The organism is Bartonella sp. LB28NMGDW (genome assembly GCF_042194435.1).
GTDB classification, from domain to species: domain Bacteria; phylum Pseudomonadota; class Alphaproteobacteria; order Rhizobiales; family Rhizobiaceae; genus Bartonella; species Bartonella grahamii.
In genome coordinates, this window is sequence record NZ_JBHIMX010000010.1 from 1 (window position 1) to 22909 (window position 22909).

8 protein-coding genes and 1 tRNA gene are annotated in these 22909 nt (G+C 39.0%); 4 read left to right on the forward strand and 5 right to left on the reverse strand.

Translation table 11 applies throughout. The features are described 5' to 3' along the window. Window positions 1–120: 120 nt before the first annotated feature. From ACFIKG_RS06690 to ACFIKG_RS06710, 5 genes are all read right to left on the reverse strand, one after another. Window positions 121–194, reverse strand: a tRNA-Gln gene (locus tag ACFIKG_RS06690). 63 nt (window positions 195–257) lie between these two features. Then, window positions 258–1016, reverse strand: coding sequence for an ABC transporter ATP-binding protein (locus ACFIKG_RS06695; protein ID WP_375627313.1), 759 nt, complete (start codon window positions 1014–1016; stop codon window positions 258–260). Further along, the gene (locus ACFIKG_RS06700; RefSeq protein ID WP_375651959.1) at window positions 1013–1963 is read right to left on the reverse strand and encodes an iron chelate uptake ABC transporter family permease subunit; all 951 of its coding nucleotides are present in this window, start codon (window positions 1961–1963) and stop codon (window positions 1013–1015) included. Before ACFIKG_RS06700 ends, ACFIKG_RS06695 begins: the two co-directional genes overlap by 4 nt. Next, entirely contained in the window at window positions 1956–2912 is a 957-nt protein-coding gene (locus ACFIKG_RS06705) for an iron chelate uptake ABC transporter family permease subunit (protein ID WP_273788235.1), read from the reverse strand. Before ACFIKG_RS06705 ends, ACFIKG_RS06700 begins: the two co-directional genes overlap by 8 nt. Before the next feature lie 102 nt (window positions 2913–3014). After that, window positions 3015–3965, reverse strand: a complete 951-nt coding sequence (locus tag ACFIKG_RS06710) for a siderophore ABC transporter substrate-binding protein (protein WP_375651960.1) — start codon at window positions 3963–3965, stop codon at window positions 3015–3017. Between the two features lie 198 nt (window positions 3966–4163). Between ACFIKG_RS06710 and ACFIKG_RS06715 the strand changes: the two genes are divergently transcribed. The 4 genes from ACFIKG_RS06715 (at window position 4164) to ACFIKG_RS06730 (ending at window position 22865) form a co-directional block, all read left to right on the forward strand. Beyond that, window positions 4164–10835 (forward strand): autotransporter outer membrane beta-barrel domain-containing protein, encoded by a 6672-nt coding sequence (locus ACFIKG_RS06715; protein WP_375651961.1) that lies wholly within the window; start codon window positions 4164–4166, stop codon window positions 10833–10835. A gap of 675 nt (window positions 10836–11510) precedes the next feature. Then, entirely contained in the window at window positions 11511–14633 is a 3123-nt protein-coding gene (locus ACFIKG_RS06720; RefSeq protein ID WP_375651962.1) for an autotransporter outer membrane beta-barrel domain-containing protein, read from the forward strand. Between the two features lie 1175 nt (window positions 14634–15808). Then, the gene (locus ACFIKG_RS06725; protein WP_375651963.1) at window positions 15809–18499 is read left to right on the forward strand and encodes an autotransporter outer membrane beta-barrel domain-containing protein; all 2691 of its coding nucleotides are present in this window, start codon (window positions 15809–15811) and stop codon (window positions 18497–18499) included. Window positions 18500–18662: 163 nt separating this feature from the next. Further along, window positions 18663–22865, forward strand: coding sequence for an autotransporter outer membrane beta-barrel domain-containing protein (locus ACFIKG_RS06730; RefSeq protein ID WP_375651964.1), 4203 nt, complete (start codon window positions 18663–18665; stop codon window positions 22863–22865). Window positions 22866–22909: the final 44 nt, after the last annotated feature.

The following is a 22909-nucleotide window of genomic DNA, read 5'->3' on the forward strand; positions in this document are numbered from 1 at the left end:
CTTTAAAACTCTTTGAAAAAAAATAAATTGGTACAAAACCTAGTGGCAAAATATACAAAACCCGCTGGCAAGCTACACTGGCAAGCTACAAAGCTACAACAAGCTACATACATACAACACTGGCTGGGGAACTTGGATTCGAACCAAGATTGACGGAGTCAGAGTCCGCTGTTCTACCATTAAACTATTCCCCAATAAGCCAATTTTATCATCTCTAGCAGATTCTACAGTGTAGGCAAGCGCAAAAAATCTTTAGATTATCGATAATAAAGGGCGATAGGAATGTCATTGATTGTTTTAATTTGAATATCAACATCATAAATGTCTTTAAGGATTTCTGGTTGCATAATTTCTTTGGGAGTTCCACAATAGGCTGCTTTTCCATTTTTTAGTGCAACAATCATATCTGAATAAGATGAGGCGAAATTAATATCGTGCATGACAATAAGGATGGTTTTTTTCAGTTCATCAGCTGTGCGGCGTAACTGCTTCATCATAGAAACGGCATGTTTCATATCCAGATTGTTTAATGGTTCATCTAAGAGAAGATAATCAGTATCTTGGCAGATAACCATGGCTATAAAAGCGCGTTGACGCTGACCGCCAGAAAGCTCATCTAAAAAATGATCTTTTAAATCTTGTAAGCCGAGATAGCGTAGCGAACTGTCGATAAATTGTTTATCTTCATGTGTATACCAGCCTTTTGAATAAGGATAGCGTCCGAAACTTACTAAATCGTACACGGTTAAACGGAAGGATAAAGGATTATCTTGACGCAGAATTGAGAGTTTTTGAGCCAAAATATCGTGGGGCATTGTATCAATATCAAAGCCGTCGATATGAATTGTACCATTATGGTGTGGCAAAAGACGTCTTATCAGCATTAAAAGAGTTGATTTTCCCGAACCATTGGGCCCAATGAGAGAAATAATCCCCCCTTTGGGAAGATGAAGGCATAAATTATCGATAATCAATCGTGCTCCGTAAGCCTTGGAAAGGTGATTGATCTCAATCATTTTAGTTTTCCCTTCATCAGTAATATTAAGAAAACAATACCCCCACAAAATTCAATGATAAAACTTAAATGTCCTGCCATGTGAAAAATTTGTTCTAAAATAAATTGTCCTCCCACCAAACAAATAATCGCTAATAATATTGCAATCGGCACAACAACACTGTGTTTTGCTTGAGGAGAAAGTTCATAGGAAAGGTTGGCAACCAACAGTCCAAAAAAGGTGACTGGGCCTACTAATGCGGTAGAAATGGAAACGAGAATGGAAACAAAAATAAGGACAGCTGTCGCACTTTTGTGGTAGTTAACGCCAAGATTAAGAGCATTATCACGTCCCAAAGCCAAAATATCAAGAAGATGACGGGAATGCCATCCAATCAGACTCACAATGAAGACAATGATTGTGGCAAAGCTTATGAGTGATGTATTAAATTTATTAAAATTTGCAAACATAATATCCGTTAAATTCATCATTTGGTCTGGATTTAGTTGCAATTGCATAAACATCCGTAAACTGAAAAAGAAGCCGCCTAAAACAACACCAATTAAAAGCGTCAAATGAAGTCCTTTTAGGCTTCCTGAAAAGAGCCAGCGAAAAAGGCTTATTGAAAAAAGAATAAGAATGAGGGCTTCGAGAATGAGTTGTCCTTCTTCATTTAAAAAGGGCAAAGAAAGAGAGCCTACAAAATATATCAGAACAGTCTTTATTAAAATATAAAGCTGATCAAATCCCATAATTGAAGGGGTAAGAAGACGGTTATTAACGATTGTTTGAAATAAAACCGTAGAAACGCTTATTGCATAGGCAATAAGAAGCAGAGAGGAAAGTTTTGTAAGACGAAATGTCCATGTATAAACATTGATATTCCACGTCATGTAAAGACTAATGACAGTACATGCTATGATGATAAGTGTTGTTAGTACACATATTGTTTTTCTTCTTCTATCCAAGACGCTTTCTCCAGCGTAAAAGCAGTATCATAAAAATAAAACTACCGATTACACCCATCATAGTGCTTATGGGAATTTCAAGAGAGGGATGAATTATTCGTCCTACAAGATCACAAATCAAGACCAATCCTGCACCGCTGATGGCCACCCAAGGAGCGGTACGGCGCATATTATCGCCCATGAAATTTGACACAAGGTTGGGCACAATGAGTCCAACAAAAGGAATACGGCCAATGGTACAGACAACAACAGCAGTGATTGAGGCGACAATAAAAAGACCAAAAAACATGACAACACGATAATTCAATCCAAGGTTATTGGTTAAATCTTCTCCCAAACTTGCAACCGTAAAGCGATCAGCAGTACAATAGGCCAGAATACAAAGGGGAAGGGATAGCCATAAGAGCTCATATTTTCCTTCAAGAACCATTGAAAAACTGCCAAATAAGTAAGCTTGAAGAGAGGGAAGTAACATTTCATAATCTGCAATGGCATTGGTTAAAGAGCCAATGATATAGCTTAGCATAATCCCTGTAAGGGGTACAATGAGAGCAGATTTTAGAGGAATGCGGCGCAATAAAAACATAAAAAGTAAAGTGCCTGTCATGGCAAAAAGTGTCGCAACGACCATTTTTCCTAAAACAGAAATATCGGGCAGAAAAATCATAATAAAAAGAATACCAAGGGAAGCAGATTCAACAGTTCCAGCGGTTGATGGTTCGACAAAGCGATTGCGTGTCAATAGTTGCATAATCATACCTGAAAGTGCAAGTGATGCACCTACTAAAAGGATTGCAATGGTACGAGGAAGACGGGTTTGCCAAAAAATAAGCCACGCATGGGGATCGGCTGCGAAAAGGTCAGAAGGTGTGACATCAGAATAACCAACAAAAATGCTGAGGATAGACAGGAGAATGAGAAGTGTTATGGTTATCCAGTAATTCTTCACGTTAAATCATTTTCTAACAAAATTAAAAAAAGCAAAGACTGCTTAATAAACAATCTCTGCTTTTAAATTTTATTTATATAGCAAGCAAGCTCTTTTGTACGCTTATTTGCTCTTTGTAAAGGCTTCATTGATCTGCTTAGCGGTTTCAAAGAGTCCCGTTAAACCACCACTTGCACGATACCAGCTCCAAGAGTCCAAATAAATAACTTGGTTTTGTTTGCTTGCTGTTGTGCGGTGAACAAGCTCATTGTTAAGCAATTGTGCTGCGGATTGCCCTTCCCGTCCAATTGCGGCATCGCGATCAATCACTAACAACCAATCAGGATTTGTCTCAAGAATAAATTCAGGAGAAATGAGCTGTCCATGTTTTTGTACAGTGAGTTTATCGGTTGCAGGGGCAATTCCGAAAGCGGAATGCAAAATATCAAAACGTGACTTTGGTCCTAAGGCACTGATTTTTCCACCAGAAGTCATGAGTACAAGACCTTGGCCTTTTCCTTTAGTATTTTTACGAACTTCAGCTAAAGTTTCATTGAGTTTTGCAATTTCTTCTGCAGCTTCTTTTTCTTTGCCAAAAATTTTGCCAAGGATAGACAAATTCCGTTCAATATCTGCAAGAGAGTTTTCATTTCCTACAGTTAGATCAATTGTTGGAGCGATTTTGGATAAATCATTATATTTTGCTTGAGTTCTGGAGGAAATAATAATCAAATCAGGTTGAAGGGTGGCAATTTTTTCATAATCGGGTTCAAAAAGGGTACCAATTTTTTCATATTTTGCATCATCAAATTGTTGCAGATAGGATGGTTTTTTACCTTCAGGAATACCGATAACCGCTTTGATACCAAGGCGATTCATATTATCAAGAGAGGCAATATCAAACACAACAACCTTTTGCGGAGAAGCGGGAACAGGAGTCGTGCCTGAAACATGATTAATTGTTACATTTGTTTGAGTACTCGTATTTGCAATACTCGTCTGTGTCCATAAAGCTGTTGCAAAGCTGGTTGCAACCAGTAAAACAGAAGTCATCCGTTTCATATATTTTATCATCGTAATTTTATCCTTTTATCTAATATTACAAGGGTTTGCGCACTTAAAAACTTAACTTTGGTATTTTTATGCACAAAATGAAGCGCAAATAAATAACACTATGTTGTAAAGTTGACTAACATATGTTACAAATTGTTCACTTACCTCATTTTCACTTAATTCTAGTGTTTTTGCAACATTATTTAGAAAGTTTAACATATGACCAATGTATTTAAAAAGCGTACAAGTCTGTACGCACTGACAACAAGTGCTTTCTTCTTTTTACAAGGTGTAGATGCTTCTATGGGGCAAGCTTGGTGGTCAACTGGATTGTCATATCTGGGTTGGGGAAGTTCATCAAAGTCTTCTGCACCTAAAGCAGCAGAAGACCCCGCACCTCCCGCACCACGAGTAGCTAGTAGTGCCCTTGACGGCGTTGGTGCTGGTGGACTTGGTGGCGCTGGTGGCGTTGGCGGTGTTCCTGGCGCTGGTGGCGTTGGCGGTGTTCCTGGCGGTGTTGGCGTTGGCGGTGTTCCTGGCGGTGTTGGCGTTGGCGGTGTTCCTGGCGGCGTTGGCGTTGGCGGTGTTCCTGGCGGTGTTGGCGTTGGCGGTGTTCCTGGCGGCGTTGGCGTTGGCGGTGTTCCTGGCGGCGTTGGCGTTGGCGGTGTTCCTGGCGGCGTTGGCACTGGCGGTGTTCCTAGCGGCGCTGGCACTGGCGGTGTCTCTGGTTCTGGGCAACCGAGTCCTTTAGTAGAATCAGTACCAGCATTGTTACCGCCTTGTTCTTCAGCCAAAGAATCTCCGTCTAGAGCGTCTATTTTCTGTGATGATGGTGCTACACATACACTTGGACAAGGTGCGGGTAGTAGTAAAACTCAGCTTAAAGCAGGAAGGTATGAACGTGCTATATATGTAACAGGTCCTTTGTCTACAGTGATTAATGTATCTGGGATATCCGTGGTTGCTGAAGAAGGTGCAGATATTAAGGTGGTTGACAATAAAATTCTGTTTCAGGGTGAAGGTAGGGGCTCTGTATTTGCGGATGGTAAGTCTCAATTTGGCGCTGAGATTAATTTGAAAGATACAGTGGTTGAGGGATTTGCTTATGGGATTGGAGCTTCTAGTTATGGAAAGGTTACTATGAATAGTGGTTCCCTTCACAGCAGTTATGTGAATGCTATGGCTTCAAAACAAGGTGTGATTCTTTTGGAAAATGCAAATGTTAAAGCAGATATAATTGGTCTGTGGAGTGATGATAAATCTGTAATAGAGATGAAAGGAGGAACACTTTCTTTAGGAAGTACAACGGTAGGGGTTATCGCTTCAGAAATGGGAATTGTTCTATTGGATAATGTTACAATTCAAGACAATGTTTCTAAAATAAATGATGCTGCACAGATACAGGCAGGGGGGAGGAGTAGAGAGCGGGTGGGTCCGGAAGATTCTGATAGGGATGATTCTTCTCAAGATGTTGGGCGCATTGCTTTTCTATCACGTGATGGTTATATTTCGTTTAATAATGGGAGTTTTAATGTTCCAAATACTGTTTTTTTGCAGATTGGTCCAAATGTTCCAAGCAATATTGTACGAAATATGCAAGAAGATATAGACACTTATTTTGTTAAGTTTGAAGATGAAAATGGTGAGGAAGATCTTCCTGTTTATTTTCGTTCTTCCCATAGTTCTTCCAATAGTTTCCCCAAAGCTTTTAATGATATTTCTTCTTCTATTTATAAGGCTAGAATACAGAAAGAGAGTGCCCTTGGCATTGATCCATTCTCTAATTTCTTGAATTTAAATGCTGTTATAAAATCTTCATTTATTGAGGTTCCAGGTAAAAAGTCTTATGGTATAGACTTTGATCGTCGGGGTAATGGGACACAGTCTGTGGATCCGGTGCCACATGAGGTTCTTTTAGAAAAGACTACTCTCAAAGTTCCAGAGGGTATCGCTATTTACGGTGATGGTTTGAATGGTTACGTTTTTTTGCAAAATGAATCGGAAGTTTCGGGTGCTCTTTTGTTGAAAGCTAAAAATTCTGATTTATCTGTTTTTGCTGACAAATCTACCATTGCAGGTGCTACTCGTTTTGATGATAAATCTCATGCTAGGCTTTTTTTATCCAATAAAGCAGACTGGCAGGTAATAAAAAGTTCCTATGAAGATTCAGAAGATGTCGATCGGCATTGTATAGATTCATGTATTTCATCTGTGAGTCTTCAAGATAGTGCTATTGAATTTTTTACTTCACAAAAGAGAAATAGTGAGGGTTCTAACGGTGGAAAGGCTGTTACTGTATATCAAACTCTTCGCATCGGAAAAGGAAAGGGCACTGTTTACAGTGCTAAGGGAACTTCTTCAATTCAGTTCAATGTAGATGTATCTGGTAAGGCCGTAGATGTATCTGGTAAGGTCATTGGTCGAAATTCTGATAGACTGTTGATTCATGGTGATGTTTCTGGGCAAACTAAAGTAAAGGTGAGGGTACAAGGAGCAGGTTTGGGTAGCAGCGATAACAATAATAGTAAGGGATATAGTATTTCACTTATTCAAGTTTTTGGAAGGGCAGAAGAAAGCTCTTTTAGTTTAGATGGTAATTATGTTACGCTCGGAACTCCTTATCAGTATGTTCTTCGTGCTTATGGTCCAACTATTCCTTCGAAAATGCAGTATTTCGATAAGGCTTTGGTTAAGGGCAGTAAAGATGTTTGGGATTTTCGTTTAGAAGATAAAAATTTGCTCTATGAGCGTAATTCTATTTCTTTCGTAGGTGGCAATAGGGAGAGGGCGGGAGTAAATATTCCTTCCGTGCAATTGCGTGAAACTGTGGGAAGTGAGGTAGATAATTCTTCTGTAGGATCAACTCTTCCATCTGGAACTTCTGAATCTACACCACCTAATCGAGTTATTACTTCTAGTACGAATGGCGACCCCGCATTACTTAGGAGATCTGATACAGGTGATATAAATCATGAAGAGGTTGGAAATGAGCCTTCTACAATATCAAATCCTTTACCTCCTTCTCTACATGTTTTGACAACTGGGGGGAGTGTTGATGGAAGTAATAGGGGGACGGATCCTTATATTTTGGGGGGAGATTTGAGATATTATGAAGGACTGCATACAACAGATGGAAGTGTAGGTATTTCCCTTCTTAATGTTGATCCGAGTCAAACGGTTAGTCAGAATGAAGCAGAATATGATATAGTAGGCTATAGTACTTCTGATACGGTTGGTGTGAATTCTGTAGTTCATCAAACTGAGACAGGTAATGAAGACCATACAGAAGGTGGATATGATAGATACGTAGAGATTGGAGAATCTGAAGCTGTAACGCCTCTTCCTTCTCCTACTACGCCTTCTGTTGCTTCTGCTGTATCTGAGGGGGGAGCATCTACTGATCAGGGTGGGGCTGGAACATCTGAAACTGTAACGTCTGTTCCTTCTCCTACTACGCCTTCTGTTGCTTCTGCTGTATCTGAGGGGGGAGCATCTACTGATCAGGGTGGGGCTGGAACATCTGAAACTGTAACGTCTGTTCCTTCTTCTACTACGCCTTCTGTTGCTTCTGCTGTATCTGAGGGGGGCGCATCTACTGATCAGGGTGGGGCTGGAACATCTGAAACTGTAACGTCTGTTCCTTCTTCTACTACGCCTTCTGTTGCTTCTGCTGTATCTGAGGGGGGCGCATCTACTGATCAGGGTGGGGCTGGAACATCTGAAACTGTAACGTCTGTTCCTTCTTCTACTACGCCTTCTGTTGCTTCTGCTGTATCTGAGGGGGGCGCATCTAATAATCTTGCAAGATCGGGGACATCTGGGCATAGCGTATATACTGTTTCATCCAATTTATCTCCTTCATCTAGAGGTAGAAGTTCGTTAAATTTAATATCTTTAGGAGCTGATTCAGCAGCGAGATCTGATCGAGGTGGGATTTCTGTGATATCGACAGATGGGGTTTCTGTATCATCTGGGCACACTATATCGAATAAGATTCCATCTATAAAATCAGCAGCTTCCATAAAGCCTTCTTCTGAGGTTTCTGTAAAGCCTGTTGCATCTTCTAGTGGACCTGTTGGACGTGTTCATGTGCTTAATAATTCTGGTAAGGAAACGATTTCTTCTACATGTGGTGATACGGAGAATAATAATAGTGAGAGGGGATCACAGACTTCTTATTTGTGTAGAGATGGTAAATCGCGGACAATAACAGGGAAGACACTGAAGGCAAGTGAGGCAACTCAACATTCTATGCATGCAGGAAATCCGAATACAGTTATCAAGTTAGAGGGTACTACTGTTAGTGGTGCGGATTCTTCTAATAGTAAAAATAATGTTGATTTTACTACATCAAAGCTCGTGAGTGCTGTGCTTGCAGAAGACAAGGCAGAAGTTATTTTGGATAAAAAATCAAAAATCCAATCTTCTGTGATTGGGCTTGAAGCGCAAAGTGGTGGAAAGGTTAAGATGACTGGTGGGACAGTCGATGCGCTTTATGTAGGCGCTTTGGCGGGTTCTGGATCATCTGTTAATTTAAAGGATACGAAAATTAACGTAACCGGGGATTTGGCTGCGGCTGGTTTGGTAAGTCTGGCTGGTAAGGTGTCTATGGACTCTGGGGCTATTACTTTGGCAAAAGGAGTGGCTGTGAGGTCAGAAGCTGGGGGAAGCGTTGAGTTAGACAAAGTTAATATTACTGCGAAAAAAGGACAGGGTAAGTTAGATTCCGCAGATAACTTTGGGCGTGCAGCTTTTCTGTTGAGTGATAATGGTTCTGTTGATTTTAAGAATGGGAATGTTGTGACTGATGCTCATGCTTTGTGGATTATGAAGTCTGATGATAATGTGGTTGAGACCGGCTCTTCTAGGAGAAGGAGATCTTCTGAGGTTCGTCCTACTACGAATCATGCAAATATCGAGTCTTCAACTGTTAGGGTGGAAGGTGACGGAGTCTACGGCATATATTTTGATGGACTAATACAGAAAGAAGCGAGTCAACAAAATCGAAGTGAGGATTTAGCAACTGAGAAAGCAATTGTTGTTAAGCGGAGTACTGTATCCAAACAGGAGAAAACACCTATAAGCATAACAGGGACAGTTTCGTTGAAAAAAACTGATTTTGAAGTTGCAAGTGGTATAGCGATCTATGGTAATAATTCTGGTGGTCATGTTTCATTAGAAAATAAAACAACTCTTGTTGGTGACTTGTTATTGAAGGCTGACAATGATTCCAATATATCGGTTTTGGTTGATAGTTCTATTGTTAAAGGCGATGTGCGCGTTGATAAAAGTTCTTATGCAAAATTAGATTTAATTAATCAATCAGAGTGGATTCTAAAAAGAAGTGCACAGAGGAATTTGGGTACTCCAGATTTAGGATGTGTGGATTCATGCATTTCTTCTGTAAGTCTTGTAAATAGTACTATTGATTTTGCATCTTCGGAATCTGAAGGAAAATATCAGACTCTCCATATTGGAAATGGGAAAGGAACAGTTTATGCGGCACAGGGTAATGCTGCAATTCATCTCAATGCACGTTTAAATCCTCGTGATCCGAGTAATCAGCAAGTCACTGATCGGCTTGTCATTCATGGTGATGTTTCTGGAAAAACAAAAATACATGTACGAGGTGATGCGGGCAATGTAGGAGATGGTAAAGCGAATGCCAAGATTGCTCATACTGTTTCAATTATTCAGGTCTATGGTCAAGCAAAGAAAGACTCTTTCCAACTCGATGGCAATTATGTTGCACTGAGAAACTCACCTTATAAATATACTCTTCGTGCTTATGGTCCAGAAGCGACTTCGAAACAGGAGCATGTGCAACAGAAATTTGTTAAGGATGGTGGAGAATTTTGGAACTTCCGTCTAGAAAATCAGTATGTTAAGTCTGTTGGATCTGCTGCCCTTCCTGAACAATTTGTAAGGTCTGTTGTTCCACAGGTTCCAACTTATCTTGTCTTGCCTAATAGCGTATTCCACGCTGGTTTGATGGATATTAGCAATCAAAATAAGCAGTTGGAGACGTTACGGATGACTTCTACAGGAATGGTAGAGGTTCGTGAAAATCCCGCTTTATACTTGCGCGGCTATGGTGGAAGTTACCGTTATGCTTCAGATCTTTCCGCACTTGAATATGGTTACGGAGGTGATCTTAGTTATAATGGTGTAGAGGCAGGTGTTCTGCTGCAAACTATTGAAAATGCTGACAGTGCTATATCCTTTGGCGTTATGGGAACTTATGGAAAACTTTCTCTGCAGCCTTTGAATGTTGAGCAAAGCCAGAAGAGTGCATTTGATAAATGGACTGCTACGGTATATGGTAGCATGCAGCATAATGCTGGCTTCTATGTCGACGGTCTTTTATCCTATGGTCTGTTCAAAGGTGATGTTCTCACTCTTGCACGGGGTAAAACAGCAACATTAAAAGGTAATCCTTTGAGTGTTTCTTTAGCTGGTGGTCAGACAATTGCGACAGGATATAAGGGTTTTGTCTTTGATCCGCAGGTTCAGGTTGTGTATCAACATCTCCAGTTTAATAAAGCTCGTGATATTGACAATTTTGATATTGAAATGGGTAACCTTAATCAGTGGGTAGCACGTGTTGGTGGACGCTTAACCAAGATTCCTACAGGTTCTGAAGGCGTGAATGCTATTGCTTTCTATGGTAAGCTTTATCTTGCTCATGGTTTTGAAGGAAAACAGTCTGTGCATTTCAATGATGCTTTCAAGTTAGGAGCTTTTGGTTCTTCTCTAGAGGCTGGATTAGGTTTTAATGCCAAATTGTTGCCACAGTTCTCTCTGCATGCTGATATTCTCTATCAACATAAGCTTAATAAGGCTGGTTTTTCGGGAACAAGTTTTTCCGGAGGAGTACGTTATCAGTTTTAATATAAGGTACACTATGTACCTTTTTAGAAAAGGCAGCACATTGTGCTGCCTTTTTTCTTTATAACAACTTGTGTTATTCTTAAAAAATCTCGTCTTCTTTATTAAGCAAAAAAGACATAGTTTGTTTTATGCATGAGAGCACGTTTCTCCGCTAAAGCGAACTTTCTTAAAATTTATGCTGCTACTGATGCGATAGAGTGCTTCGCTTTTATCGGCTTTTTAAGCGTTCAGCAGACCGGTATGCGTTACGTTATCCTTTTTGGTACTGTATTGATATTATCTAATATAATATTTGATGTTTTCTAAAGCTCGTTTTTGAGCGTTTGTTTTCTACTGATTTAAATCATTGTTTCATTCATCTCCTTGTGGATTAATTTTTAAAGTTCACAAGGTTTAATTGTGTTTTTAATTAATTGCACGCACTGGTTTTATTTTTTCTTTACACGAAATACAGAATGCATTATACACTCATAAAGTGTGTTTTGTAACTATTCTCTTATAGGTGGTTTTGGCGTAGAGCTTTTGCCAAATTTATTGGGATAATTCATTGCACAGTTCAGATGAGCATGAGGCATGTTCTTTTGTTACACTTTTCGTATTGTTGAGGTGTGCAATGGGGTGTTTTGTAAGTGCTTTTGTTTTTAATGAGAGGGGAAGAAAAGTTTCGAGGGAACTATGATTAAAGTTTTTAGAAATCATGTATGTTTATGTGCTTGTACAACCGCTATCCTCTCTTTGCTCCAGAATGGAAGAGAAGTGTATGCGGCTGCAGAGGGGAAGGATAGTAAACCTTATGTTATAAAGGTTATCCCAGTTGTCTCTGCTAATTCTTCTCCTCATCTTAGCGGGAGTAATAAGCATAAGCTTCCTCTTAGTGGAGAAAGTGGGGGGAGGAATTATTATACTCCTGATATGATTCATGTTGGCGATAACGATGAGGGTATTCGTGGGGGGAGCGATTATCGTAAGCTGAGTGGAGTGGATGGAGAGAACGGATATCAGAAAAATGTAGATAATACGGTTAAAAATGAGCACTCGGATGGAAGAGGAGTGAATCCTGGGTTTTATTACTATAATGGGTTGTATTATATATGCGATAATTGCGGGGAGTCTAAAGGGGAGTCTAAAATTGATAATAAGTCTTATAAGATTACGAATGAAAACGCTTCCCTCTATCCTGATGAACCTACTGCTATAACGGTAAAAGGAATAGGCACAAGGGTTAGTGGGGAGGATGTGACTGTTAGTAGTCAAGTTGCTGATAAAATTTTTCTCGTGGGGGTGCATGTATTAGAGAACGGTAAGATTGTTTTGAAAGATCCGATTATCAAAAATACAGTTATAGCCCTTCGTGCGAGTGATGGCGTGATTGAGGTAAAAAATGGCAAGATTAAGGAAAGTAATGAGGGTGTTGACGCAACAGAGAATTCGTTTGTTCTTTTAGAAGATACAGAAATTAAGACCGCTAATGGGAACGCAAGCCTTTTAAGTTATGATCATTCAGAAGTTTGGATGTCAGGTGGATCAGTTGATTTTATGAACAGCCATGGGATTTCTTCGATGTTAGGTGGGGAGGTAAATCTCGAGAATGTTAAAATTACTGGGAAGGGTGACAAAGGTAAGGATCGTGCGGTTGTGCATACGGATTTAGGGGGGGCTGTTAATTTAAAGGGGACTACTATTCGTGCTATGGATGTCCATGGCATATTATTAGAAAATACAGTCGATTCTATTCCTCTGCAGGAAGTTAAAGATTTATCAAATGAAGATTCTGGTTCAAAGATTCCTGTGACTGAAGTTAATATGAAATCCTCTTCTGTTACTGTAAAGGGTAAGGGATCTTATGGTATCTATTTGCGGGGAGAGAAGCCATGGAGTGAAGGTGGGGATAAAAAAGAAGAAATTTCATCAGAGGAAGAAAAAGCTTTACCACGATTAGAAGTTGTTAATTTGGATAAAACAGAGTTTTCTGTTTTAGACGATGCGGCTCTTTATGGTAGAAACATTATTTCTGGTGCGGTGGGGTTGGTGCACAGCACTCTTCGTTCAGGGAATTTTTTATTAAAAGCTGAGGAAGGTGCTTCTATAACAGTTTTGGCTGATGCTTCTACTCTTGAAGGTCGCACACACGTTGATAAAAATTCTAATGCCGAACTTTATTTGGGAGGCCGTTCTAAATGGATTTTACAACAACCGTTGCAAAAAGATCAACATGATGCTGCTCATGATTCTTCTATTTCACTCGTTAGTCTTATGGGTGAGAGCTCTATTAATTTTAAAAGACATGAATCTTCTTCTGCTGATGATTATCAAACTCTTCGTATTGGAAAGGGAAAGGGTGAAGTTTATAGAGCACGGGACGGTGCCTCTATTTCCCTTAATACATACTTGAATAGTGGTGGTGCTCTTGATCATCAAAAGACTGATCGTGTTTTAATTCATGGTGATGTTTCGGGAAAAACAAAGCTCCAGGTGCGTGGAGTTTCAGGAAGTCCAGGAGGATATACGGGAAGGGGAGGAAATGATCAAGGTATTTCAATCATTCAGGTTTCTGGACAAGCAGAGCAAGATTCTTTTCAGTTGGAAGGTGGTTATGTAGCATTAGATAAATTACCTTATCAGTATAAGCTTTATAGTTATGGTCCAGGGTCTCATTTGGGAAAAGCAAGCATGGATCAAAGATTAGTTGAAGGGAACGGAGAATTTTGGGATTTTCGCCTTGAAAGTAGATCTATAGATTCTGATGTTAAACCTAAACCGGATCCCGATCCAATTCCAGGACCAGAACCTTCTCCAGAACCAGCTCCGGAGCCTCATCCTAAGCCGGGAGTTAGGGTTGTTGTTCCGCAGGTTCCGACTTATCTCCTTTTGCCTAATGCCTTACGTCATATTGGTTTGATGAATGTGAACAATCAAAATAAGAGATTAGAATCTTTACGAATTTCTTCTGGGAGCTTATCAGAAAGTCGTGAAAATCCTCTCTTTTTTGTGAGCGGTTATGGCGGCAATCATCGTTATACTTCAAATCTTTCTGCGCTTGAATATGGTTATGGCGGCGAGCTTGATTATAATGCCATAGAGGCAGGTGTTTTGCTGAAAGCAATCGAAAATACGTATGGTTCCACTTCTTTTGGAATTATCGGGGCCTACGAGAGATTTTCTTTGCAACCTTTGAATGTTGAGCAGAGTCAAAAAAGTACATTTGATAAATGGTCAGTTACAGCATACGGTGGTATGCAGCATGATGCGGGTTTTTACGTTGATGGTCTTGTGTCTTACGGTTTGTTTAAAGGTGATGTTCTAACAACTGCACGTGGCAAGACGGCAACATTAAAGGGAAATCCTTTAAGTGCTTCATTGACTGCTGGTAAAACGTTTATGGTGGGGGAGAACGGTTTTGTTTTTGATCCGCAAGTTCAAGTTGTTTATCAATATCTTCAATTTAATAAAGTGCCTGATGTGGATGGCTTTGATATTGATTTAGGAAAACTTCATCAGTGGATAGGGCGTGTTGGAGGGCGTTTAACAAAGAGGCTGGTCGCAACTGATAAGGCTCAAGTTGTTTCTTTCTATGGCAAGCTTCATCTTGCTCACGGTTTTGAAGGAAAACAATTTGTGCATTTTAAAGATGCTTTTCAGCTAGGCTCTTTTGGTTCTTCGTTAGAAACTGGATTAGGTTTTAATGCCCAATTGTCTCAAAAATTTGCGCTTTACGGCGATTTGGTTTATCAGCACAAGCTAACGAAAGCTGGTTTTTCTGGAACTAGTTTCTCTGGTGGTTTGCGTTATCATTTCTAGTTTTGTTGGTGTTTCTGATTAATCTTTGAAAAAGCCACAAGTATAACTTGTGGCTTTTTCTCATTCTCTATTCATTTTGTGTTATAGCATTTTTACGAGAGTGTGACTTTGCATATCTTTAATATGCTTTTGGGTTGGACTTCTTTCATTTTTTTGAAAAGTTTGAAGAGTTTGTACGTTATGGTTTCAAAACGCGTATTTAAGAGTGATGATTATATTATTTATAATATGCCGATTGATAAAGATATTTTTTAATTCAGGATGCTGAAATATTTTCAATGCTCTTATGATGAACTCATAAAAAGCATTCCTTTGCATATTATGTAAGATTGGCAAGGGGATAATTGTCTAAGAAAGGAGTCAATATAATTTGGGAAATCACCTTAAGAGGAGAGGATTTACAATATTAGAAATTGGCAAAGGAAAAGAAGATACTCAAGGGCAATGAGAGCTATATCCGATGAACTTTATATTATATCCGCTGTCGTTGTGAAATGGGGATGGCAAAAATGAGAGATATCTGAGAAAACTGATGAATGAGAACCATAATGACATATTGTTTTTGGAAAATGTGTTTTCTTAAAAGGAATGCGATAAATACCAGGATGAAGTCATGTATAATCTTTTACTTTTTAAAGATCCGGCTCTGAATGCGTTTAAATGTTATCAAGTTACATTAAAAGGAGGTAGTAAAAATAGGAACTGATTTTTACACATTCCTACTCTTTATTAGGCTGTCTTGCCACGAAGTTTGCTTAAAAAGGCATAGGTAAACTCTTGTTTTTCAATTTTGGTATATGTTTTGTCTGCTTACAAATACATATTGTTTCAATATAATATCTCTATCGTAAGGAGGTTGATTATACCCATTTTGGTGGGATTAGACAGCAATTAAAGCAGGCGTTTTTAATGCATGTCAACCGATTAAGGCTATTTTGGAATAACAACTTTAAAGGTGATTTTTCTGTCGTTCTTCAGTTATATTTTTGCAATTTTTTTGTAAAAGCAACAGATTTAGATTGTATTTTTGAGTAATTTTTTAATTCCATATTTACATAAAATACAAAAAATATTAATAAAATCACTATCTTTAAACCAAAACGTATTAAATTTTCTGGCTAAATCTCTTGATACGTTATGCATTGCTCTGTGATGGGCGGAATTATGGTGTAATTATGGTAAATCTATTTAAAAATCGTTTCTCCTTATGTACGTTCACGACAACACTTCTTTTTTTGACACATAATGTTGATGTGTATGCAATTTATTTTGAACATGTCGTTTGTTCTGAAAATGTTATACCTTTTCGGTGCGGTGATGGTAAGAGGTATGTAATTCATGATAAAAACTATCAGAAAACTGATGAAAATCAAGTTAAAGAGGCGGCCATAGAAGTATCTGGAACAGGGACATTGGTGGATGGGCAAAATATATTTATTACTGATATTTCGGATAAAAATACTGATTTGAAAAAAAACTTTTGGAAGTATGGTATAAAGGCGGATAATTATGGAAATGTTGAGATAGGAAGTGGAGGAATTCATTTGTCTCGTGGTATGGGAGTTCATACAGGAGAATGGGGAAAAGTTGGATTATGGGGTGTTTATATTATCGATAATGGTATTCAGGAGATAGATTTAGACAATCATGAACAAGGCTCAGTTTTTCAGATGACCCAAGAAGGTGGTTCTATTTATTACGGGGCAAGTAACGTTAAGGTTGCTAATGCCCACGGTGTATCATTGCTGGGAAAAGGAGGTTGGGTTGATATTGTACATTCTAACGTTTCCGTAAATAGTGATGTGTCTTATGGCATACGCTTTTTGGAAGGCGAAAAAGCTGGAAAAAAGCAAACAGAAAGCGCTTCTGTAAAAAAGGAGTCCTATATTTTTATGGGGGAGAAAGATTTATTTGGAAGTTTGCCAAAGACGAATTTACCTATGCGAGGGGAGGTGTTTTTGGGAAATACTTCTTTTAAAGTTCCATATAGTACAGCTATTTATAGCAACAAATCCGGTGGTCTTATTAGACTTTTAGAAAAATCTGAAATTTCTGGAGATTTATTGTTGAAGGCTGAAGGAGGCTCTTTAGTAAAGGTTTCAGCTAATGATTCTGTGCTTGTCGGGGGAGTGCATATTGATGAAAGTTCTTCTGCTGAGTTTCTGTTAGAAAGTGGTTCAAAATGGACTTTATCACAACCAAAAAATAAAAATTTACGAAGCTTTGATTCTATAGGTGACTCATCGAGTTCGTTGATCCATCTTATTGATAGTTCTATTGTTTTTGAGAGCCCCACAGATAATACAACGAGTGATTATCAGACACTTCGTATTGGAAAAGGAGAAGGTGTTGTTTATAAAGCGCAGGGTGATGCGCATATTTATCTTAATACATATGTAAATAAAGGGGGAACTATTAGAAATCAAAAAACTGATAGGCTTTTGATTTATGGTGATATTGAAGGAAAAACGATAATACATGTGAAAAGCGTTTCAGGAAGTCCAGGAGGAAAAACGGGGAGTGGTGGAAATAACCAGGGTATTTCTATCATTCAGGTTTCTGGAAAAGCAGAGGAAGGTTCTTTTCAGTTGGATGGTGATTATATTGCATTGGAGGGATTGCCTTATCAGTATAAGCTCTATGCTTATGGTCCAAGATCTCATTTAGGAAAAGCTAATTCTGTTCAAAGGCTTGTCGAAGGTGAAGGAGATTTTTGGGATTTTCGCCTAGAAAGTCCGGATATTCAAAGATCTGCTGATTATAGACATACTTCTATGGCTTCTGATGTGGCTTCTAAACCTATACTTCCTGCACATGTTTCTTTTGCGGATATTGTTCCAGTGTCTTCTGCGGATAGTCTTTCTAAGATTGAAAATGTTTTTCCGTCTCGACGAGGTGTAAGATCTGTTGTTCCTCAGGTACCAACTTATCTGCTTTTGCCAAATAGTTTATTCCATGCTGGTTTAATGGATATCAGCAATCAAAATAAGCAGTTGGAGAGAGTACGGACTAATCCTAGTGGAATGTTGGAAATTCGTGAAAATCCTGCTTCATTTTTGCGTGGCTATGGTGGGAGTTATCGTTATGTTTCAGATTTATCTGCGCTTGAATATGGTTATGGAGGGGATCTAGGGTACTATGCGCTAGAGACAGGTGTTTTGCTACAAAAAATTGAAAATGTTGACAGTGCTATATCCTTTGGGGTTATGGGGTCTTATGGAAAGCTCTCTCTACAGCCTCGAGATGTTGCACAAAGCCAAAAAAGTACATTTGATAAATGGACTGCTACAGTCTATGGCAGTATGCAGCATGATGCAGGATTCTATGTTGATGGTCTTTTATCCTATGGTCTGTTTAAGGGAGATGTTCTGACAACTGCTCGGGGTAAGACTGCAACATTGAAGGGTAACCCTTTAAGTGTTTCCTTAATGGGTGGTCAGAAAATTGCCACAGGATATGAAGGTGTTGTTTTTGATCCACAGGTTCAGGTTGTTTATCAACATCTTCAATTTAATGAGGTTCGTGATATTGATAATTTTAATATTGAGATGGATAAACTTGATCAATTGATGGTGCGTATGGGGGGGCGTTTAATAAAGACTCTTACTGCACCTGAAAAAGATCGTGATGTTTCTTTCTATGGAAAGATTCATTTTGCCCATGATTTTGGCAAAGAAAGAGCTGTGCGCTTTAAAGATTCTTTCCAGTTAGGGGCTTTTGGTTCTTCTCTAGAAGCTGGATTGGGTGTTAATGCTCAATTGTCTTCAAAGTTTGCTTTGCATGGAGATGTGACTTATCAGCACAAGCTTACCAAGGCTGGTTTTTCTGGAGTAAGTTTTTCTGGGGGTCTTCGCTACCATTTTTAGATAACCATAAATTATAAGATAAGTTTTACACAATTATAGAATTTTGTATGAAGTATAAAACGAATATTTAAGTTTTATACTTCTCATTTTTCGAATGTTTAACTTAGCGTTATTGCAGGTGTTATCTTCTTTTATATAAGGGGGGAGAGGTTGTAATAGAGTTATGGCTAATATATTTAAAAGTTATAAGTTTTTATATACTCTTACAACAGCTGCTGTTTCTTTTTTTCCAATCGTGGTTGTTAGTGCGAATTCTAACGCTTCTAGAGTTTCGTGTGATTCAGAGGCTCAGTTTTATACATGCAGTGATGGTAAGAAGCACGTAATCAAAAATAAAACCTATGATTTTCTAAACGCTTCTAAAGGTAAATCGGTTTCTGCTATATATGTAGGAAAGCAAGGCACAATTGTTAATGCGTCTCGTATAACTGTTACGGGTAGTAATCCAGATGAAATATCTCAATATGGTGCATTCGTACAAGATAGCGGAAAGCTTGTTCTAACGGATTCAAATTTTAAGAATATCCCCGGTCTTCGTGCTCTCAATGGAGTTATTCAAATGAACGACGGGAAGATTGAGGGAACTTCACACGCTATTTATGCATCGGGGAAAAAGACGGATATAGCTTTAGTTCGTGTAAATGTTGAGATTAAGCCAGACAATTTGAATGTAAAGGGTATAGGGATTGTAAGTGGTCTTGATGCATTTGTTAGGATGTCAGGTGGTACCGTTACTTTTAATGAGATTGGCGCATTTTCAACAAAATTTGGGGGGAAGTATCTTCTCGATACCATGATGGTTGAGGGAAAAGGAGAAAAATACACTGCTATAGTTGATAATGAAAGTGTTGATAAATTACCAGAAGCTTTTGACATATCTCAAGGGGGAGCTGTTCATTTGAGGGATAGTTCTATTCTGCTTACTGATATGCATGGCTTCTTGATTACAAATTTTTTAGGTTATGCCTATAAAAATGGCAAGCTAATTCAGAGTTATGATTCATCAGATGAATTTAAGAAAACAAATATTAATATTGAGAGATCAAATATTTCTGTGCATGGGATGGGGGTACATGGTCTGTACTTTGATACATTAGATTCAGATCGATGGGCTGATATGTTGAATATAGATGATAAAAAACGTTCAGAAACAGAAAAAATTGTTCTGGGAACTGCATCAGTTTATTTGTCAAAGACGTCTCTTACAGTTCCAGATGGTATTGCTATTTATGCTACGGGGACTGAAGGTTTGGGAGCTGAAGCTACTCTTGAATTATCGGAAGGAACCAGAATCTCTGGTGATTTGTTATTTAAAGCTCAATACGACTCCTTTATAACCGTAAAAGCTAGGGACACTACGCTTACAGGAGATATTCGTGTTGAAGATACATCTACTGTTGATTTAGAGTTAACGCGTGGCTCGACATGGTATCTTACCCAAAGTAAATATTATCTCATCCAAAGTAAAAACGAAGATTCACAAGAAGGTATTTCTATAGATACATCCGTCTCATATATAAGTCTTTCAGACAGTACTATTGTTTTTAATAGTATATCCAATAATTATCAAACACTGCGCATTGGAAAAAAAACGATTATAGATGATATAGATGATATAAGTAAACAAGGTGAGTTGATAGCATTATACGGACTAGTCCATAAGGATGCATATAGTGCACAGGGTAATTCTCGGATTAAGCTCGGTGCATTTTTAAATGACGATGGTTTATTTGATACTCAAAAAGTTGATCGTATTTTGATTTATGGTGATGTCTCGGGGGAGACTACACTTCTCCAAGTGGAAGGTTTTTCCGAAAAATCAAAAAAAGAAGTCCGTGATAAAGGAAGTGAAAGTGTTTCACTTGTTCAAGTTTCTGGGTACGCGTGTGAAGATTCTTTTCAACTTGCCAGTGGGTATGTTACAATAGGTAGTTTTCCTTATCAATACCATCTTCGTGCTTATGGTCCAAATTCTTCTTCTGGAAAAGCAGATCCCAAGAATAGATTAGTTGCAGGCAATGGAGACTTTTGGGATTTTCGCCTTGAAGGTATTTATGTGAGTTCCAAAGTTGATTCTTCTGAAACTAAGACTATTGAACCTGTTCATACGGATCTTACTTCCACTCCATCTACGCTTCCTTTTGTTGAAGTATCTTTACCGTCCTCTCCTCCTGTCGATTCTACATCTGTACCATTGCTTTCTACTGATACAGTTGAAACTTCGCATATAGAATCTATACCTACACCATCTGATTCAGTTACACCTCCTCCTCTGGCTCCTATGCCTGAACCACCTATGCCGTCTGCTCCACCTACGGTTTCTTCAGATGAGTTGTCTTTTTCAACCGAGCTTTCTTCTACGGAGGGTATTTCTACACCTGTTCCAACCGTTTACTCTACACCTCCTTCGTCCGAGTCGCCTGTGCCATCTGCTTCTGTTGACCTTAAGTCTATACCATCTCCTTCTACTTCAGTTGAAACTTTACCTAAACAATCGATGCCTGCATCTCCGTCTGATTTAGCTAGATCTTTTTCTGTAGAACCTGTGTTGGAGCTATCTTCTCCGATTGAAAATTCCTTTACGGATTCTATCTTTACTCCTTCTGCTAATACAGTTGAAACTTCGCATATAGAATCCATATCTGCACCATCTGATTCAGTTACATCTCCTTCTTTGGCTCCCATGCCTGAACCACCTATGCCGTCTGCTCCACCTACGGCTTCTTCAGATGAGTCGTCTTTTTCAACCGAGCTTTCTTCTACGGAGGGTATTTCTACACCTGTTCCAACTGTTTCCTCTACACCTCCTTCGTCCGAGTCGCCTGTGCCATCTGCTCCTGTTGACTTTAAGCCTATACCATCTCCTTCTGTTTCAGTTGAAACTTTACCTAAACAATCAATGCCTGCATCGCCGTCTGATTTAGTTAGATCTTTCCCTGTAGAAACTGTGCTGGAGCTATCTTCTCCGGTTACGTCTTCTCCATTTGAGTTGTCTGTGCCATCTACTTCTGTTAGTTCTGAGCCTTCTGCATCTGTGTTATCTAAGTCAGTAGAATCTTCATCTAAAGATTCGGCACCCACTCCTCTATCTCCAGCCGTTATACCTGCCTCTTCTCCGTCTACGCCCTCTGAGTTAGGTGATCCTTCATCTACAGGTTCTGTGCCCACTCCATTACCTACACCTACAGATCCTTCATCTTCTGCGCCCTCTGCGTCGGTAGATCCTTCAGCTTCTTCCTCTCCAGTTGCAGTTGTTACACCAACACCTACTCCGTTTGAGCTTTCTGATCCAAGTGATCCTATACCTACAGATCCTGTTCCCACTCCGCCTGTTCCAGTTGAACCTACACCAGTTGTGTTTGTTCCTGTTAGGCTTGATATTCAGTCCGAGCCAAGAATTAGAGCGGTTGTTCCACAGTTACCAACTTATCTCCTTTTACCAAATGCTTTATTCCATACCCGCTTGATGGATCTTGTCTCTCAAAATAAAAAATTGAAGGCAATACGAAGCTCTTCTCGAGGTTCTTTGAAGAGTGATGAAAATCCAGCATTTTTTATCCGTGGTTATGGTGGAAGCTATCACTATGCTTCAAATCTTTCTGCTTTTGAATATGGCTATGGAGCCGAACTCGATTATAGTGCACTGGAAGCAGGCGTTTTATTGAAAGAAATTGAGAGTTCAGAGAGTTGCTCATTGTTTGGGGTGATGGGAACTTATGGAAACCTCTCTCTCCATCCTCTAAATGTTGAACAGAGCAAAAAGAGTCCATTTGATAAATGGTCCGTTGCTGCTTATGGAAGTCTGCAACATGATGCGGGTTTTTATATGGATGGGTTGTTATCTTACGGCTTGTTTAGGGGTGATGTTTTCACTCTTGCACGGGGTAAGGTCGCAACATTAAAAGGTAAACAGTCAAGTGCTTCTTTAACCAGTGGTAAAACATTTGCAATAGGGCGTAATGGTTTTGTTTTTGATCCACAGCTTCAGCTTATTTATCAGCATCTTCAGTTTGATGGTGTGCGTGATGTTGATAGTCTTGATGTTGATATGGGAAAATTTAATCAATGGACGGCACGTGCTGGTGGGCGTTTAACTAAGTTTCTTGCGCCCTTTGAAGAGGGGCGTGTTATTTCTTTCTATGGTAAGCTTTATCTTATGCGTAGTTTTGGAGATAGACAGTTTGTTTCATTTAAAAATGATTTCCAGTTAGGTGATTTTGGTTCTTCTTTAGAAGCGGGGCTCGGTTTTAATGCCAAATTATCTTCGAAATTTGTACTTCATGGAGATATAAATTATCAGCATGGACTGACAAAAGCAGGGTTTTCTGGAATGAGCTTTTCCGGTAGATTACAATATCATTTTTAGTTATCCATGAAATATAGAATAATTTATATATAAGTATATAAGTG

Excerpts from the sequence above, each read along its gene's own strand:
- ACFIKG_RS06695 (WP_375627313.1), bottom strand. The coding sequence starts at position 1,016 with ATGATTGAGATCAATCACCTTTCCAAGGCTTACGGAGCACGATTGATT.
- ACFIKG_RS06710 (WP_375651960.1), bottom strand. The coding sequence starts at position 3,965 with ATGATAAAATATATGAAACGGATGACTTCTGTTTTACTGGTTGCAACC.
- ACFIKG_RS06715 (WP_375651961.1), top strand. The coding sequence starts at position 4,164 with ATGACCAATGTATTTAAAAAGCGTACAAGTCTGTACGCACTGACAACA.
- ACFIKG_RS06720 (WP_375651962.1), top strand. The coding sequence starts at position 11,511 with ATGATTAAAGTTTTTAGAAATCATGTATGTTTATGTGCTTGTACAACC.
- ACFIKG_RS06725 (WP_375651963.1), top strand. The coding sequence starts at position 15,809 with ATGGTAAATCTATTTAAAAATCGTTTCTCCTTATGTACGTTCACGACA.
- ACFIKG_RS06730 (WP_375651964.1), top strand. The coding sequence starts at position 18,663 with ATGGCTAATATATTTAAAAGTTATAAGTTTTTATATACTCTTACAACA.